The sequence below is a fragment of the Chryseobacterium sp. A321 genome, from assembly GCF_054489265.1.
The window spans coordinates 312853-328781 of record NZ_JBTMWZ010000001.1 but is presented as its reverse complement, the minus strand read 5'-3'; the positions used below and the strand labels follow the sequence as shown (position 1 = coordinate 328781).

General features: G+C 40.0%; 14 protein-coding genes and 1 tRNA gene. 13 read left to right on the top strand and 2 right to left on the bottom strand.

What is annotated here, in order from left to right:
• Positions 1-71 precede the first annotated feature (71 nt).
• From ACX3PZ_RS01590 to ACX3PZ_RS01530, 13 genes are all read left to right on the top strand, one after another.
• Positions 72-905 (top strand): OmpA family protein, encoded by an 834-nt coding sequence (locus ACX3PZ_RS01590; RefSeq protein WP_459084755.1) that lies wholly within the window; start codon positions 72-74, stop codon positions 903-905.
• Positions 906-998: 93 nt separating this feature from the next.
• Positions 999-1646 (top strand): O-methyltransferase, encoded by a 648-nt coding sequence (locus ACX3PZ_RS01585; protein WP_459084754.1) that lies wholly within the window; start codon positions 999-1001, stop codon positions 1644-1646.
• A gap of 39 nt (positions 1647-1685) precedes the next feature.
• Complete coding sequence (locus tag ACX3PZ_RS01580) at positions 1686-2399, top strand: C40 family peptidase (RefSeq protein ID WP_459084753.1); 714 nt, start codon at positions 1686-1688, stop codon at positions 2397-2399.
• Positions 2400-2424: 25 nt separating this feature from the next.
• Positions 2425-3684, top strand: a complete 1260-nt coding sequence (locus tag ACX3PZ_RS01575) for a 3-deoxy-D-manno-octulosonic acid transferase (protein ID WP_459084752.1) — start codon at positions 2425-2427, stop codon at positions 3682-3684.
• 81 nt (positions 3685-3765) lie between these two features.
• Positions 3766-6576 (top strand): leucine--tRNA ligase, encoded by a 2811-nt coding sequence (leuS, locus tag ACX3PZ_RS01570; RefSeq protein ID WP_459084751.1) that lies wholly within the window; start codon positions 3766-3768, stop codon positions 6574-6576.
• A gap of 256 nt (positions 6577-6832) precedes the next feature.
• The gene (locus tag ACX3PZ_RS01565; RefSeq protein WP_459084750.1) at positions 6833-7699 is read left to right on the top strand and encodes a MotA/TolQ/ExbB proton channel family protein; all 867 of its coding nucleotides are present in this window, start codon (positions 6833-6835) and stop codon (positions 7697-7699) included.
• Positions 7700-7781: 82 nt separating this feature from the next.
• Positions 7782-8381 (top strand): ExbD/TolR family protein, encoded by a 600-nt coding sequence (locus ACX3PZ_RS01560; protein ID WP_459084749.1) that lies wholly within the window; start codon positions 7782-7784, stop codon positions 8379-8381.
• Between the two features lie 7 nt (positions 8382-8388).
• A complete protein-coding gene (locus ACX3PZ_RS01555) occupies positions 8389-8964 on the top strand; it encodes an ExbD/TolR family protein (protein WP_459084748.1) in 576 nt (191 codons plus the stop codon).
• Between the two features lie 26 nt (positions 8965-8990).
• Positions 8991-9830 carry an energy transducer TonB gene (locus tag ACX3PZ_RS01550; protein ID WP_459084747.1) on the top strand — a complete coding sequence of 280 codons (840 nt, stop codon included), beginning with the start codon at positions 8991-8993 and terminating at the stop codon, positions 9828-9830.
• 250 nt (positions 9831-10080) lie between these two features.
• Complete coding sequence (locus ACX3PZ_RS01545) at positions 10081-10959, top strand: PstS family phosphate ABC transporter substrate-binding protein (RefSeq protein WP_459084745.1); 879 nt, start codon at positions 10081-10083, stop codon at positions 10957-10959.
• A 73-nt stretch (positions 10960-11032) separates the two neighbouring features.
• Positions 11033-12694, top strand: coding sequence for a tetratricopeptide repeat protein (locus ACX3PZ_RS01540; protein WP_459084744.1), 1662 nt, complete (start codon positions 11033-11035; stop codon positions 12692-12694).
• 64 nt (positions 12695-12758) lie between these two features.
• A complete protein-coding gene (gene bshB1 / locus ACX3PZ_RS01535) occupies positions 12759-13478 on the top strand; it encodes a bacillithiol biosynthesis deacetylase BshB1 (RefSeq protein WP_459084743.1) in 720 nt (239 codons plus the stop codon).
• A 36-nt stretch (positions 13479-13514) separates the two neighbouring features.
• Positions 13515-13588 (top strand) — tRNA-His (locus ACX3PZ_RS01530).
• Positions 13589-13660: 72 nt separating this feature from the next.
• On the opposite strand, the gene ACX3PZ_RS01525 is transcribed toward ACX3PZ_RS01530, so the two are convergent.
• Positions 13661-13996 carry a DUF3276 family protein gene (locus ACX3PZ_RS01525; protein ID WP_459084742.1) on the bottom strand — a complete coding sequence of 112 codons (336 nt, stop codon included), beginning with the start codon at positions 13994-13996 and terminating at the stop codon, positions 13661-13663.
• Positions 13997-14120: 124 nt separating this feature from the next.
• Positions 14121-15770, bottom strand: coding sequence for an ABC transporter ATP-binding protein (locus ACX3PZ_RS01520; protein ID WP_459111846.1), 1650 nt, complete (start codon positions 15768-15770; stop codon positions 14121-14123).
• Positions 15771-15929 lie beyond the last annotated feature (159 nt).

The window sequence follows — 15929 nt, the reverse complement described above, 5'->3', positions numbered from 1 at the left end:
AAAGATAGGATTTCTTTCGTTTACGAATTTGTAGATTTGCTCTTATTAAGTTAATTAAAACGAAAAACAGTATGAAAGTATTTAAATGGTTAAGCCTTGGTATGGTGGCTCTTATCTTAGGCAGCTGTATTAGTAGAAAGCAGTACGATGAACTCAATACAAACTACCAACAAGCCTCTGAGCAGCTAACTCAAAGTCAGCGCCACAACAAGGAACTCGAAGCTAAAAATCTGCAACTTGATAGTGAAAATAATTTACTAAAAGGTCAGCAAGATGCACTTAAATCTTCTCTCGATGCCTGTCTTTCCAATGCAGGAAAAGGTTCACAAAATATTGACAATTTAATTGGTCAAATTAATTCCTCTAACCAGTACATAAAACAACTTATTTCAAGCAATGCGAAAAACGATAGTTTAAATCTTGCTCTCTCGAATAAGTTAAAACGTTCTCTGGATAACATTGCGGATCAAGATGTACAGGTTAAAGTTCTGAAAGGCGTGGTTATGATTTCCCTTTCAGACAAAATGCTATACAATACAGGAGATTACCAAGTACTTCCCGAAGCTCGTGAAGTTTTAGGAAAAGTGGCTGCAGTCGTAAACGATTACGATACGTACTCGGTATTAATTGAAGGGAATACAGACAACGTTCCTTTAAACTCAATGAACCTTCCTAGAGACAATTGGGATTTATCGGCCCTTCGTGGAACTTCCATTGCGAAAATTCTCCAAAATGAGTTTGGTGTAGATCCAAGTCGTATGACGGCAGGTGGACGTAGTGAGTACAATCCTAAAACAACCAACGCCTCGGTTTCAGGACGTGCTGAAAACCGACGTACAGAGATTATCATAATGCCGAAACTCGACGAGTTTATGAAGTTAATGAATATTGCACCGAAGAACTAAAGGTTCTTTGCGTGCCTAATAAAGCCTACTCCTTTTTTAAGAGGGTAGGCTTTTTTGTGTGAAAAGTCGTAATTTTGAATCAAGATTTAGATTATGAGTTATTTTGAAGAAAACTTACCAGAAATGGATCGTTATTTGGAACAGCACGCCTCCAAGGAGCCTGCACTTTTAAACCGCCTACGCCGCGAGACATACCAGAAGACTACGCAGCCGCACATGATTTCAGGGTACCAACAGGGTCGTTTTCTTTCGATGATTTCACAACTAAAGCGACCCAAAACTATTCTAGAGGTGGGGACCTTTACCGGCTACGCAACTTTGTGTCTTGCGGAAGGCCTAGCTCCTGACGGAAAAATTGTGACTCTTGATATTAATGAAGATCTAGCATATCTTCCTAAATCCTATTTCGAGCAAAGCGAACTTGCAAATCGTATCGAGTTTCGCCTCGAAAATGCAATAAAGTACTTGAAGAATACAGACCAAACATTTGATTTGGTTTTTATTGATGCAGACAAAGAAAATTATGTGACCTACTTCGAACTAATAAAACCCAAACTAAATCCAGGGGCGATTCTATTGTTTGACAATGTGCTTTGGTACGGGAAAGTTCTTGAAACAGAACCCACGCTTAAATCGACTAGAGTGATTCAGCAACTAAACGATATGCTTGCTAAAGATGAGGGGTTTGAAAATCTTATTTTACCTTTGCGCGACGGAGTTCATGTGGCAATAAAAAAATAAAGTACCCTTCTTTTTGGGGACATGACAAAATCTATTTTTATGAGAAAGGCAATTTGTATGGAGAGCGTGGCTGCAATTCGCGAGGAAGATTCGATTGGAGTTGCAATGGTAAGTCAAGCCCTTTACGGGGAAACCATGACGGTGTTAGAAACCCGCAAACAAAGCGCTAAGATTGAGATGGACTATGACGGAGTTCAAGGTTGGATCGATCTGACACAAATTGCCATGTTAGATTCTGAAGATTTGCTCGAGAGTTCTTCGAGATGCCTCTCTAAAAGGTTTGCGCAATTAAAGAAAGGAGATTCCACACTTGTACTTTCCCTAGGATCAGAAATTGAATCTAACGACCCCGAGGACCTAGATTCAAATCGCTCGAGCATCGAAAATCTACTGATGGAGATGGTGGGAGCACCCTTTCTTGAGGGCGGGAGAAGTAGCTTTGGGTTAGACGGGTCGGCCTTCGTTCAGCTTATTTTTAAAGCCATGGGCTTGCGTTTACCAAGGTATGCAAAAGACCAAGCAGAGAGAGGTGAGGTGCTGTCCTTTGTGGGGGAAGCGCAGGCCGGGGATGTTGCTTTTTTTGAAAATGCGGAAGGGCAAATCGTGCATGCCGGCATTATGACGGAAAATCAGAAAATAATACATGTATACGGGCATGTGCGAATGGATTGCCTCGATTCCTCGGGAATCTTTAATTCCGAGCTCAATATGCATTCGCATAAACTTAGGTTCATCAAGAGAATTCTTGACTAAATTGAACAATTAATTGGATTTTTTTATGTCTATCCTCTATCCTTTTTTTATTCGGTTGCTTATTCTTGGGTTCAAAATTGGAGCTTTGTTTAATGCGAAATTAAGACTTGGACTTCGAGGCAGAAAAAAGAGCCTTGAAAAAGTTCGCTCACGCATCTCCTTAGAAGAACCTGTACTATGGATGCATGCCGCCAGTTTAGGGGAATATGAGCAAGGACTTCCTGTTCTTGAACTCCTCGAAAAACAGTATCCTCACTACAAAACTTTAATCACTTTTTTTTCCCCCTCCGGATACGAAGTCAAAGAAAGAAAAAATTCAAATCCGAATCGCGTTTTGTGCTATCTGCCTTTTGATTTAAAAGGTGAAATGACGCCGTTTGTAAATAGTCTAAATACCCAGATTTTTTTCACGGTGAAATACGATTATTGGTACGAGCTAATTAAGCAGTTAAATGCGCGCTCAACAAAACTTTTTGTTGTTTCTGCTCTTTTCTATAAAGATCAAGTATTTTTTAAACCCATCGGAAGGCCTTTAGTGGAAAGACTTGAAAAAGGGATTCACTGGTTTTTTCATCAAACCCCTCAGTCACTTTCCTTAGCCGATTCCTTAGGACTTACGCAGGGTTCTGTGAGTGGAGATACGCGATTTGATCGCGTAAAAGAAAATGTGCGACAAGCCGTTGAGATCCCTTATATTCCGGCGTTTAAAGGGGAACATCCCTTGCTTATTTTCGGGAGTAGCTGGGAGGCGGAGGAAGAAATAGCCTTTGAGATTAGTCAATCACACCCAGAAGCAAAGCTATTAATTGCACCCCACGATCTCGCCCGTTTAAAAAAGCTTCGCATGCGACTGCCAGAAGCACTTTTTTACTCAGAGATTACAAGTGAAAATAGTATAAAATGCCGAGATGCTCGCATTTTGGTTTTGGATTCGATTGGAATGCTTTCTAAAGTCTATGGGTATGGAGATCTTGCGGTGGTGGGAGGAGGATTTCATAGCAAGGGTCTTCACAATTGTTTGGAAGCAGCTGCCTTTGGTATTCCTGTGTTTTTTGGGAATCAATACAGAGAGAATCCGGAAGCGGATGCCTTAATTGAGGCTGAGGCTGCCCGATCGTTTTCTACTGTAGAGGAAGCCCAACAATTTATATCGAAGCTACTAAGGAACTCCGCTCAACTTCAGGCTATGGGACGAAATGCGGGCAAATTTGTCGGTGCTCAGCCTTCTAGTGCGACCCTTATTCTAGAAAAGATAGAAGAATTAGTTAATAACTCCCAGCCCTAAAAAGAGAGTCTATTTTTTCAATTCAAAATCTTAAATTTGTAGCTTGCACAATTCAAGTTTAATTTAATTTATAAAAGCATAATGTTCTACGATCATCAGGCCATTGAAAAAAAATGGCAAGACTATTGGCGTGATAACCAAACTTACAAACCCAGTGCGGATTTTCAAAAACCAAAATTTTATGCATTGGATATGTTCCCTTACCCGTCCGGTGCAGGGCTCCACGTAGGGCACCCGCTAGGTTATATTGCCTCCGATATCTATGCGCGTTACAAAAGACACCAAGGGTTTAACGTGCTCCATCCCATTGGATATGATTCCTTTGGGCTTCCGGCAGAGCAGTATGCAATTCAAACGGGGCAGCATCCCGCAATTACTACGGAGAATAATATTGAGCGTTACGAACAACAACTAAAGCGCTTAGGGTTTTCCTTTGATTGGAGCCGAGAACTTCGAACTTCGAACCCTGAGTACTACCGCTGGACACAATGGATCTTTATTGAACTTTTTCATTCTTGGTATAACCTAGATACAAACAAAGCGGAACCCATTCAGAGTCTGATTCAGCACTTTGAGCAGTTTGGGACAAGTACCCTAAATGCGGAACAGGGTGAGATTCTTAGCTTCACGGCTCAGGAATGGAACGAGGCTACAGAGCAAGACCAACAAGATATTTTACTAAATTATAGACTCGCTTACAGAGCAGAAACCACAGTAAATTGGTGTCCTGGACTTGGAACCGTGCTTGCCAACGATGAGGTGAAAGACGGCAAGTCAGAACGAGGCGGGTTCCCGGTTTATCAAAAGAAGATGATGCAGTGGAGTATGCGAATTACGGCGTACTCCGAACGTTTGCTTAGCGGTTTAGATTCGCTAGATTGGCCAGAGCCACTAAAGGATGCACAAACTTATTGGATTGGGAAATCGCAAGGGGCAAAGGTTCGATTTTCGTCTCAAAGCGGTGAGACCATTGAGGTCTTTACGACTCGACCCGATACTTTGTTTGGTGCGACCTTTATGGTTTTAGCCCCAGAGCATCCTTTGGTGGAGAAACTTACGACAGAGGAAAATAAGGAGCAAATTGAGCTGTACATAAGTCATACGCAGAAGAAAACGGAGAGAGACCGTATGACGGAAGTTAAAAATGTCAGTGGAGCCTTTACAGGCAGTTATGTGACGAACCCGTTTACGAGCGAATTAATGCCGATTTATATTTCTGATTACGTGCTTATGGGTTACGGTACGGGAGCGGTGATGGCTGTTCCTGCGCACGATGAAAGAGACCATCGTTTCGCAAAAGCCTTTGGACTTCCCATCGTAAGCGTGATTAAAAATGATCTCGATATAAATGAAGAATCTTTCGACTCGAAAGATTCGGTTTGTGAGAATTCACAGTTTTTGGATGGACTCGATTTTGAATCTGCGAAGACTCGAATGATTGAAGAGATTCAATCGCGGGGAATAGGTGAAGGAACGACAAACTATAGACAAAGAGATGCTATTTTCTCTAGACAGCGTTTCTGGGGAGAACCTGTTCCCATTTATTATAAGAAGGGACTTCCATATACTCTTCCAAAAGAAGCGCTTCCCCTAGCACTTCCTCAGGTGGATAAGTATTTGCCGACGCCCGAGGGCGATCCTCCCTTAGGAAACGCCAATTTCTTTGCTTGGGATGAAAAGGATCAGAAAGTGGTAGAAACGGATAGGATTGATCACGAGTCCGTTTTTCCTTTAGAGCTTTCCACAATGCCGGGATGGGCAGGAAGTTCTTGGTATTTCCTTCGCTATATGGACCCCTCGAACACAGAGGAATTTGTAGATCCAAAGCTTGCTAACTATTGGGGGCAGGTGGATTTGTATATTGGAGGAAGCGAGCATGCCACTGGGCATTTGCTTTATTCCCGCTTTTGGAATCTGTTTTTGTACGATCGTGGGTGGGTCGTAGCAGAGGAGCCGTTCAAAAAATTGATTAACCAAGGCATGATCCTTGGAATGAGCGCTTTTGTGTTTCGAATTGAAGGAACGAACCAGTTCGTTTCTAAAAATTTGGCTTCCCAGTATACCACGCAAAAACTGCATGTGGACGTTTCCCTTTTAAAGGGAACCAGCGATGAATTGGATCTTGAAAAATTCAAAGCGTGGAGAAAGGACTTTCACGATGCGGAGTTTTTATTGGAGGACGGGAAATACTGGACAGAAAGAGAGGTAGAAAAAATGTCCAAATCCAAATTCAATGTCGTGAATCCGGACGACATATGTGAAGAATACGGAGCAGATGCTCTAAGGCTTTACGAAATGTTCTTAGGACCTTTAGAACAAAGTAAGCCATGGAATACACAGGGGCTTTCTGGGGTCTTTGGATTCCTAAAGAAATTCTATAATTTGTATTTCACGGGAGACGACTTTAATGTAAGTGACGAGCAGCCGAGCAAGGAAGAATTTAAAATTCTTCACACCCTACTGAAAAAGGTTAATTATGATTTGGAGCACTTCTCTTTTAATACCTCTGTGTCCCAGTTTATGATTGCCGTGAACGAGCTGAATCGATTAAAATGCAACAAAAGGGACATACTAGGTCCTTTAGCTGTGATTATTTCGCCTTACGCTCCCCATTTATGTGAAGAGCTTTGGAGGTTGTTAGGAAATTCGACAAGCATTGAATTTGAAGCGTTCCCAGAATTGAACGAGGCTTATTTAATCGAGGACAAGATTGACTATCCGGTTAGTTTTAATGGTAAAATGCGATTCAAAATGTCTCTGGATGCAGAACTTAGCACTGAAGAGATTCAAAACCTTGTATTAGAAGATTCGAGAACACAAGGACAATTGGCTGGAAATTCACCCAAAAAAGTGATTATCGTTCCGAAAAAAATTATTAATATTGTAGTCTAATTATCAAATTATACAATAATAAAATGATAATTTCGAAAAAATAAAGTTTGATATTTTCAATTGTTTACAGCTTTCTCACAGAATAAAAAATATTCATAATTTTCCGCAATAAAATTGCTAATTTCTCAATGTTAATTTGAATTAACATAGAAAAAAAAATTGTGAACTTTGTGCGAAACTCTTGCATTAATAAAAAATTTGCCTTTATTTTACCGCTCGAAAAATTAAAATAATAACAATTATAATTTAGTTAAATATGGAAATGAATGTTTCAAACACAGAGGAGCAATTAGTTGCTAAAAAAGCAGGAGGGTTAAAACCTGCGTTAATTATTCCAATTCTATTCGTAATCGGAGTTTGTATCTATTGGTTCGTACTGGGTAGTACAAGTAACTTTGCACCCGATGCAAGAATTGACGGTGCTAGCTCCGTTGCCTTTACAGATATAGAAAGATCGGAATTACATCCACAAGGAGCTCTAGGAATTATTTACATGGGAGGTGTAATTATCCCAGTTCTAATTACTTTCATGCTTATTGTATTAGTATTTGCAATTGAGCGTGCAATTATGTTGAACAAAGCACAAGGTCAAGGGAACCTAGACCAATTCGTTTTGAAAATCAGAAGTCTCCTTAACGAAGGGAACATTGATGAAGCCATGGAAGAATGTGACAGACAAAGAGGTACTGTTGGAAATGTGGTAAAAGAAGGTCTTACTTCTTACAAAGCTTTATCTCATGATACCACGATGACAAAAGAGCAAAAAATGGTCGCTCTTAACAAGTCAATCGAAGAAGCAACCACTCTTGAGATGCCAATGCTTGAAAAGAACATGATGATTCTTTCTACATTAGGTACAGTGGCAACCCTAGTCGCTCTATTAGGAACGGTAATGGGGATGATCGCGGCATTTAGTGCTTTAGGTGATGGAGGAGGTACTCCAGACTCTGCAAAATTATCAGTAGGTATTTCTGAAGCCCTTATTAACACGGCTTTAGGTATTGGTACTTCTGCAGTAGCGATTATCTTCTACAACTATTTTACTTCTAAGATTGACGGACTGACATTCAAGATCGACGAGATCGCAATGTCTATCCAACAGTCATTTGCAGAACACCAATAAGAAGGTGTTTCGATTAGATCGCGCAAATGCGTCGATTTGATTTGCAGAATTTTTTAGAAGTTTAATAAATAATAAAGATATAATGGCGAGAGTCAAACCAAAGAGACATAATATACGGGTAGATATGACGGCCATGACCGATGTGTCGTTCTTACTACTTACGTTCTTTATCCTCACCGCCCAGTTTGCAAAACCGGACGTAGAGACTATCACGACGCCATCTTCAATTTCTGAAAAGCTGCTTCCCGATGCGAGTTTAATGACAGTATTAACCACCACGGACGGAAGGTTCTATTTTACTCCAGTAGAAAATGGAACAGAAAGATTACAGCTTTTGGATAATATGGCGAAGAAGTACGGAACTACGTTCACAAATGCAGAAAAAGCAACCTTTGCAAAAGTGCCAGCGGTAGGAGTGCCAATGAGCCAATTAAAAGGGTTCCTGAATTTATCTGAAGACGACCGAAAAGCTTTTAAAGCTCCAGGTATTCCGATGGACGATAATCAAAAAGAACTTATTGATTGGGTTCAACAAAGTTTAGCGGTTAATTCAGACTATAAATTGGCAATTAAAGGAGATACCAATACCAAGTATGACAGAGTGAAAAGTCTGTTTGAAGGGTTGAGAGATATTGATTATCTTAAGTTTTGGTTAATTACAAATCAGGAAGTAGCTAATTAAGAAAGAAATGGCAGAAGTACAAGTTAAAGATCAGAGTGGCAAGGGCGGCAAAGTTCGTTCTAAAAAGCAGCCACCACACGTAGACTTAACACCAATGGTGGATTTGGCCTTTCTTTTGATTACATTCTTTATGTTGGTGACAACCTTCAACAAACCGAATGTGATGGATTTAGGATTGCCTGCAAAACCAAAGGAGGATCAAAAGAGTCCCGATACTGAAATTAAATTGAGCAATTCAATTTCAATCATTATTGGTAAAGACAATAGAATCTTCTATCATCAGCAAGATCAAGCAGGATTGAATGCTTCAACCCTATTTGAAACGACTCTTGATAGAGAAGGAATTAGAAAAGTAATTCAGCAAGCAAAAGCTGGGGCAGAAGATGAAACCAAATTTACGGTGATTATCAAACCTACAGACGAGGCCTTATACAAGAATTTTGTTGACATGTTAGACGAAATGGCTATTACGAAGAGTGAACAGTACGGTATTACCGATATTCGAAGCTATGAGCAAGCCATTTACGATCAAAAAGTTGGCGTAAGTACTGCAGGTACAGCGCCAGCGGAAGGTCAACAATAATTATTTAATTGTAAATGAATATTTAAATGGCAGATGAAAATGTATACAAGGACAATCTAAGTTTAGATGAAATTGTATTTGAGAACAGAAATAAAACCTACGGTGCCTATGATCTTCGTAAGATTTATTCGAAGAACTTAACCAAAGCCTTCGTTTTAGGAACTGTGATATTCTGTGTGGGTGCTATTACGCCCGTTGTAGTCATGAAGATTAAGCAAATGAACGCTGTTGAAAAAACAGAGGTAAATGCGAATCTTATTGACATTCAACCGGAGGAAATGATAATAGAGCAACCGAAAGAGGAAGAACCACCTCCCCCACCTCCCCCAAAAGAAGAACCTAAGATTGAGGTGATTCAAAACGTGGTTCCAGAGCCGAAAAGAGCACCAAAGGTGGAAACACCGCCGCCGCCAATTACGAAGCAATTGGAAACGACTACTGGACTTCAGAATCAGGAGGGAGTGAAAGCACCAAGTTACACGCCACCTCCGCCGCCACCGTCCACAGGGACAAAGGCAGCTACGGTAGAAGCGAAACCAGCACCAAGTACAACGGAAGTTTATAGTGAAGTTGAACAGCAAGCTGAATTCCCTGGCGGGATTAACTCATTCCGTAACCGTGTAAGTAGTAACTTCGATACGTCTGCAATGTCAGGTGGAGAAGGAACTCTGAAAACGGAAATTACGTTTGTTGTAGAAAGAGATGGATCTCTTACGCAAGTAAAGGCAAATGGTCCAAACTCAGACTTCAACCGCGAAGCAGAAAGAACGGTGAAATCGATCCGTAACAAATGGAAACCAGCCAAAATTAATGGCCAGAACGTTCGTTATAGATTTAGATTGCCTTTAAGTATGAATTTTGAGTAGTCTCTACTAATAAATTGAAAAAAGAGAAGCACTGCTTCTCTTTTTTTTTATATTTTTGCTCCTATGGTGTTTAATTGGCTTTCTTTAGCAACTGGACTTTGTTACGTTATTTTAGGCGTATTTGTCATTATTTATAAATTTTTTGTCATTTACTTAGAGCCAAACGTGGCTTATGGTTTAGGTGCCATACTCATTGTGTATGGACTCTTTCGAACGTATCGTGGATTTAAAAAGCTTCAAAAAAGCAAAGATGAAATATAGTATAGTAGTTCTTTGCATTCTTTTAACGGCCCTAGGATGTAAAAAGAAGGAAAAGGTTGAGGAACCGCAAGTGAATAGTTACCATCAAGGAGAAATCACGATTCTTACGGACGATTCCTTTAAAAGTGTTACAGAAGCTCTAGCAGATGCTTATTCTATCAATTATTCCGATACGAAAGTAAAGGTTAGAGTAGAGAAAGAAGACCTTGCTTTCTTAGAGATCCTTCAGGGGCGATCCAAACTGGCTGTAATGTCAAGGATTCTTTCAAAAGAAGAAATCACGGAATACGAGCGTGCTCTCGATATTAAATACAAACCAGCGTATATAGCCGCGGATGCCGTGGTTTTTATAGTGGATAGGAACTCTACTAGAACAGAGATCACTCTGGATGAGATTGAAAAACAATTAGACTCTGATAAAAAGAATTTAATCTTCGACGGAACCAATTCTGGGAATTTAAATTTTGTGGCGCATTATTTTAAGAAAGCCCCAAAAGATCTTAAATTTTCCACTATTAGTGGAAATGAACAGGTGATTCGTGAATTAGCAAAACATAGGGATCGAATTGGAGTCATTAGCTTAAATACGATTAGTAGACCTTATTCGCCAGAGGCGCAGGAGCTTCGCTCTATGGTGAAGATTTTAAAAATCAACGACGGCAAAAGAAGTCTACTTCCAAGTCCGAAAGCAATTCAAAGTTTAGAATATCCTTTTACTCGACTCATTTATATGTTGAGTGGGGAGAATACCTTTGGAATGGCAAATGGACTTATGAGGTTTGCCTCCTCTCAAAAAGGGCAAATTGTAGTCAGCAAAGAAGGATTACAGCCTTATTTTATTTTCAAACGTGAGGTGGAAATGAGATAGCATACAATTTTGGAACGAAAATTGTGTAAATGAACTCGAAACTTTTTAAAAATAGAAATAGTAAATGAAAAATATGATTGTAATATCGAAGAAAATTGCGTTAGGTGCAGGAGTATTGCTTATGGCAAACATGACTTTTGGACAAACGCTTGAAGAGGGTATCGTGAATGTGGATAGTCACAAATACGCAAAGGCAAAAGAAATTTTTAACGCACTTATTGCAAACGAACCGAAAGAAGGGGCAAATTACTTCTACTTAGGAAATTCTTACCTTTCTCAGTTCGATCCAAACTTTGACACGGCTGCAGAGTACTTTAAAAAAGGTCTTGAGATCGATAGCAAGAGTCATTTGAATAAGATTGGTCTTGCTTCCATTAAGGTAGCAAAAGGTGATAAATCTGGCATCTCAGATATCCAGAAAGTAGTTTCGGATACGAGAGAAAAGGATGCTGAAGTTTTATATCGTGCTGCTGAAGCCTTAACTATGTTTGAAGTGTTAAATTCACCTGATTTAGCCATTGATTATTTGAACAAGGCGATTGATAGATCGAAAAGAGGAGTTCCAGCGAATTATTATTATGCACTCGGAGATGCTTACCGTTTGAAAAAAGATCCAGGTAGTGCCATGTCTGCTTATGACAAAGCATCTGCTGTGGCAAAAAATAAAGCTTCCGTCTTCACTAGAATGGCTACACTTTGGATGGCAGCAAACCAGTGGGAACAAGCAGAAACGAATATTAACAAAGCATTGGCTGTAGATCCAACCTATGCGCCGGCCTATAAAGCAAGTGCAGCTTTTAACTTTCGTTTTAGAAACAACGCGGCAGTTACAAAGAACCTAATTGATTATACGAAGTATGCAGACGAGGATCCTTATACTCAATTGGAAATTGCTAAATTGTATTTCATCAATGATGACTATGCGAACGCAAAAGAAGTCTTAAATAAGATTTTTGACAAAGTGGAAGACCCTATCAAATATAAGTTACGTGCTTATCTAGATTATGGTGCGGACAATAACATTGCAAGTGCACAAGAAAACTTAACCAAGTTTGTCACTACAGTTACCGACAAGTCTAGAATCCAACCTGCAGACGAAGGATTGCAAGGGTTATTGTATGCGGCAGAAAGTGCACAAACAGAAGATCCTGCACAAAAAGCAGACTTACTAGCGAAAGCGAAGCAAAAGATTGCCATTGCTAAAAAGGCAGAAGACCAAACAATGGATTGGGACGTGGAATTGATTAAAGCACAAGGCGGCGGTGGTGCAAACCAAGCGGCAGCGGATTCAGGACCCACTTCTCCTCAGATTCAAAGTTTAAAAGCGAAAGTCGCAAGCAACCCTCAGGATGCTGAATCCTTGGTGGCTTTAGGTGCTGCATACCAAGAAGTTCAAAACTGGGACGGAGCTGTAATTACTTGGGATCGAATGATTGCCTTATCTCCTGAGTGGGCTTATTCTTACTATGCAAAAGGAGTAGCTTACCAACAACTAGGAAGCCATGAACTTGCAGAGAGATCTTACCAAAATTACATTAACCTTGTCCTTGGGCAAACTCCAGAAGAACAAGCGCAAAGTAAAGAAACTTTATCGTATGCATACTATTTAGTGGCATTCTATAACCAAGATAAAGATGTGGCAAAAGCAAAAGACTATGCAGCAAAAGCCATCCAGATTAATCCGTCCTATACAGATGCGATTTCTCTTCAGACTGCTCTTTCTGAGAAAGAATAAAACTCATCACATAGTTTATCCCTCTTCCTTACGAAGAGGGATTTTTTTTTCTTAAATTTGACATATGAAAGTAGATGTTTTAGCATTTGGCGCCCATCCGGACGATGTCGAACTGGGATGTGGAGGAACCCTTTCTATGCTTGTGGAGCAGGGAAAGAAAGTGGTAATTGTGGACCTCACCAAGGGAGAGCTAGGAACTCGTGGGACGGACAAAACAAGAGCCGAGGAGGCTGCGAATGCTTTAAAAATACTGGGCATCTCAGAGCGCGTCAACTTAGGAATGCCGGATGGGTTTTTGGAAAACATAAAAGACTACCAACTAGAGATGGTCAAAATGATACGAAAGTTCCAACCCGAAATTGTTCTTGCGAATGCAATTGAGGATCGCCATCCAGACCATGCAAAAGGGGCTAAATTAGCGTCGGATGCTTGTTTCTTGTCAGGGCTTGTGAAAATAGAAACCAATCTTGATGATGTGGTGCAAAAGCCGTGGAGACCAAAGCAAGTTTTTCATTACATTCAGTGGAAAGAAATTATACCTGATTTCGTGATTGATATTACCTCTCAGATGGAAAAGAAAATTGAGGCGTGTCTCGCGTATAAGACGCAATTTTTTGATCCGGATTCAGATCAACCTATGACACCTATAGCGACTAAAGATTTTTTAGAAAGCCTTACCTATAGGGCTCAAAACCTTGGAAGACTCTCAGGTGTAGACTACGCGGAGGGCTTTACAAGCGAAAAATTACTAGGACTTAAAAATTTTGATAATATAATTTTGTAATTGTGGTAAAAGCATTATATTTGCACCCACAAAACGGTGGTTGTAGCTCAGTTGGTTAGAGCGTCGGATTGTGGTTCCGAAGGTCGTGGGTTCGAAACCCATCATCCACCCAAAAAAAAGCGTACTTAAATTCAAGTACGCTTTTTTATTTTAGGGATTGTCTAGAATCTTAGATACGATTCTTATAAATCCTCTGGTGTGTCGATGGTATAGGAACGAGGTTTGAAATCCTTTTCATGACGGTCAGAAATGACATCCTCTCCTTTTTCCCCAATAATGAAATCTGTTGATTCTGAAAACATTTCTTGGAAAGCTTTAAAGTCCTCTTTGTAAAGGTAAATTTTGTGCTTTTCGAAGCTCGCTTCTCCGTTCTCTCCAAAGTTCTTTTTACTTTCGGTAATCGTAAGATAGTAATCTCCTGCTTTCGTTTCGCGTACGTCGAAAAAGTATGTTCTTCTCCCTGCCTTTAACACCTTTGTGAATATTTCATTCTCGTGGCGCTCCTTGTAATCACTCATTGTCAGATGTTTTTTTAAAAAATGTAGTGAAGCAAATATAAAAGAATTCTTTTAATCTGAAAATATTTTTTTTGGTTGCATTCTTTAAGTAGAAAAACCCCTTTAGGCTTTAGTATAAAGCGGATTACTCCAGCGATGGTGTTAAATCTAGGATGTGATCTGCACGTCTTGCGCTGCTCTCACGATGGGTAATAAGGATCGAGGTACAGTTCTTTAAATCCCTTTCAATATTTTGAAGAATGTTTTGTTCGGTTTCTGTATCAAGGGCCGACAGGGAATCGTCAAAGATGATGATTTCCGGTTCTTTAATGAGAGCCCTGGCAATGCAAATTCTTTGCTTTTGCCCACCTGATAGCATGACGCCACGTTCTCCGACCAGGGTTTGGTATTGGTTTTTAAAACCGATGATGTTTTTATGGACGTCTGCTTTTATTGCATACTCTTCGATTTGCTCTTGGGTGGGATTATCCACTGCAAATCCAATGTTTTGAAAGATGGTGTCTGAAAACAGGTAGCTTTCTTGAGGGATTAATCCGATGTGATCTCGGTAGTTAGTTAAGTTGTGCTGCTTTAAATCTTTTCCATCGATTAAAATGATTCCTTCTGTGGGATCAATCAATCTAGCGAGCAGGAGTGCAATGGTCGTTTTTCCGCTTCCGGTTTTGCCCATGATCGCAAGGCTTTCGCCTGCTTTCACGTGAAAAGATAAGTTGTGAAGCGCTTCAATGCCCGTGTTTGGGTATGTATACGATACATTTCTAAATTCAATATCTCCTCGAATCGGATATTTTTCTGAATTTAAGTTGGTGATCTCTGACTTTTTCTCGAGAAACTCATTGATTCTGCTCATGGAAGCAGCTGCTCTTTGGTTAACCGAAACCACCCAGCCTACCATGGAGAAAGGCCAGATTAGAATGTTAATGTAAAGAAAAAAATCTGCAATCTTACCCACTGAGATTTCCCCTGCTAAATATTTTTGTCCTCCGACAAGAAGGATGACTACATTTAAAAGACCAATCACAAGCAAGATAATGGTGAAAAAGTACGCCTCTGTTTTTGCGAGGTCTAAGGCTTTGTCTTGGTAGTCTTTAACCTTAACTCCGTATTTTTGATCAATATATCTCTCCTTCGCAAAGTACTTTACCACACGAATACCCGAGAAACTGTCCTGTACAAAAGTGGAAATAGCAGATTGACTTTTCTGCATTACTTTTGATTTTTTATTGATGATTGAGCTAACCTTGTAGATGACAAAGGACAGAATAGGAAGGGGGATGAGGGTCCATAACGTCATTTGAACATCAGTTCGAAGCATATAGATGCTTGTTATGACAAGAAGTACAAGCAGGTTGACCACATACATCACGCCCGGTCCTAAATACATCCGTACGGCTACTACGTCTTCACTTAATCGATTCATTAAGTCTCCAATGGTCGAGGTCTTGAAATCTGTGAGGGACCATTCTTGGTAATGACGATAGATTTTGTTTTTTAATTCGAATTCAATGCGGCGTGAGGAGACAATGATCGTTTGTCTCATCATAAAGGTGAAGAATCCCGTTAAAAGGGAAGATCCCACAATGATGGCCACATAGATTAATACTTGTTTATTGAATCCTAAACTGCCCGTGCTGGAAATCTCATCCACAGATCTACCCACGAATTGAACTTTGAAAATATTAAAGAAGTTACTTGCAATGATAAAAAGAAAACCCCAAAACAAAAGCACGCGGTGCTTCCAGAAATAAGGGTTTAGGGTTTTAAGTGCGTTCATTTTCTTTACCTAGTTAGGAATGCAAAAATAAACAAAAATAAATGGTTCTTTCAGTCCCATTCCATAAAATCGGTAAGCCCTAAATAAAACGGCCCGTGTATTTGAGCAAATTGGATCCCAAACCCTCGTGGGAATTACTGGTCTAAAGACAAGAAAAAT

What these genes read in the sequence shown, in the direction of transcription:
- ACX3PZ_RS01590 (WP_459084755.1), top strand. Translation starts at nt 72, where the DNA reads ATGAAAGTATTTAAATGGTTAAGCCTTGGTATGGTGGCTCTTATCTTA.
- ACX3PZ_RS01585 (WP_459084754.1), top strand. Translation starts at nt 999, where the DNA reads ATGAGTTATTTTGAAGAAAACTTACCAGAAATGGATCGTTATTTGGAA.
- ACX3PZ_RS01580 (WP_459084753.1), top strand. Translation starts at nt 1,686, where the DNA reads ATGAGAAAGGCAATTTGTATGGAGAGCGTGGCTGCAATTCGCGAGGAA.
- ACX3PZ_RS01575 (WP_459084752.1), top strand. Translation starts at nt 2,425, where the DNA reads ATGTCTATCCTCTATCCTTTTTTTATTCGGTTGCTTATTCTTGGGTTC.
- leuS (WP_459084751.1), top strand. Translation starts at nt 3,766, where the DNA reads ATGTTCTACGATCATCAGGCCATTGAAAAAAAATGGCAAGACTATTGG.
- ACX3PZ_RS01565 (WP_459084750.1), top strand. Translation starts at nt 6,833, where the DNA reads ATGGAAATGAATGTTTCAAACACAGAGGAGCAATTAGTTGCTAAAAAA.
- ACX3PZ_RS01560 (WP_459084749.1), top strand. Translation starts at nt 7,782, where the DNA reads ATGGCGAGAGTCAAACCAAAGAGACATAATATACGGGTAGATATGACG.
- ACX3PZ_RS01555 (WP_459084748.1), top strand. Translation starts at nt 8,389, where the DNA reads ATGGCAGAAGTACAAGTTAAAGATCAGAGTGGCAAGGGCGGCAAAGTT.
- ACX3PZ_RS01550 (WP_459084747.1), top strand. Translation starts at nt 8,991, where the DNA reads ATGGCAGATGAAAATGTATACAAGGACAATCTAAGTTTAGATGAAATT.
- ACX3PZ_RS01545 (WP_459084745.1), top strand. Translation starts at nt 10,081, where the DNA reads ATGAAATATAGTATAGTAGTTCTTTGCATTCTTTTAACGGCCCTAGGA.
- ACX3PZ_RS01540 (WP_459084744.1), top strand. Translation starts at nt 11,033, where the DNA reads ATGATTGTAATATCGAAGAAAATTGCGTTAGGTGCAGGAGTATTGCTT.
- bshB1 (WP_459084743.1), top strand. Translation starts at nt 12,759, where the DNA reads ATGAAAGTAGATGTTTTAGCATTTGGCGCCCATCCGGACGATGTCGAA.
- ACX3PZ_RS01525 (WP_459084742.1), bottom strand. Translation starts at nt 13,996, where the DNA reads ATGAGTGATTACAAGGAGCGCCACGAGAATGAAATATTCACAAAGGTG.
- ACX3PZ_RS01520 (WP_459111846.1), bottom strand. Translation starts at nt 15,770, where the DNA reads ATGAACGCACTTAAAACCCTAAACCCTTATTTCTGGAAGCACCGCGTG.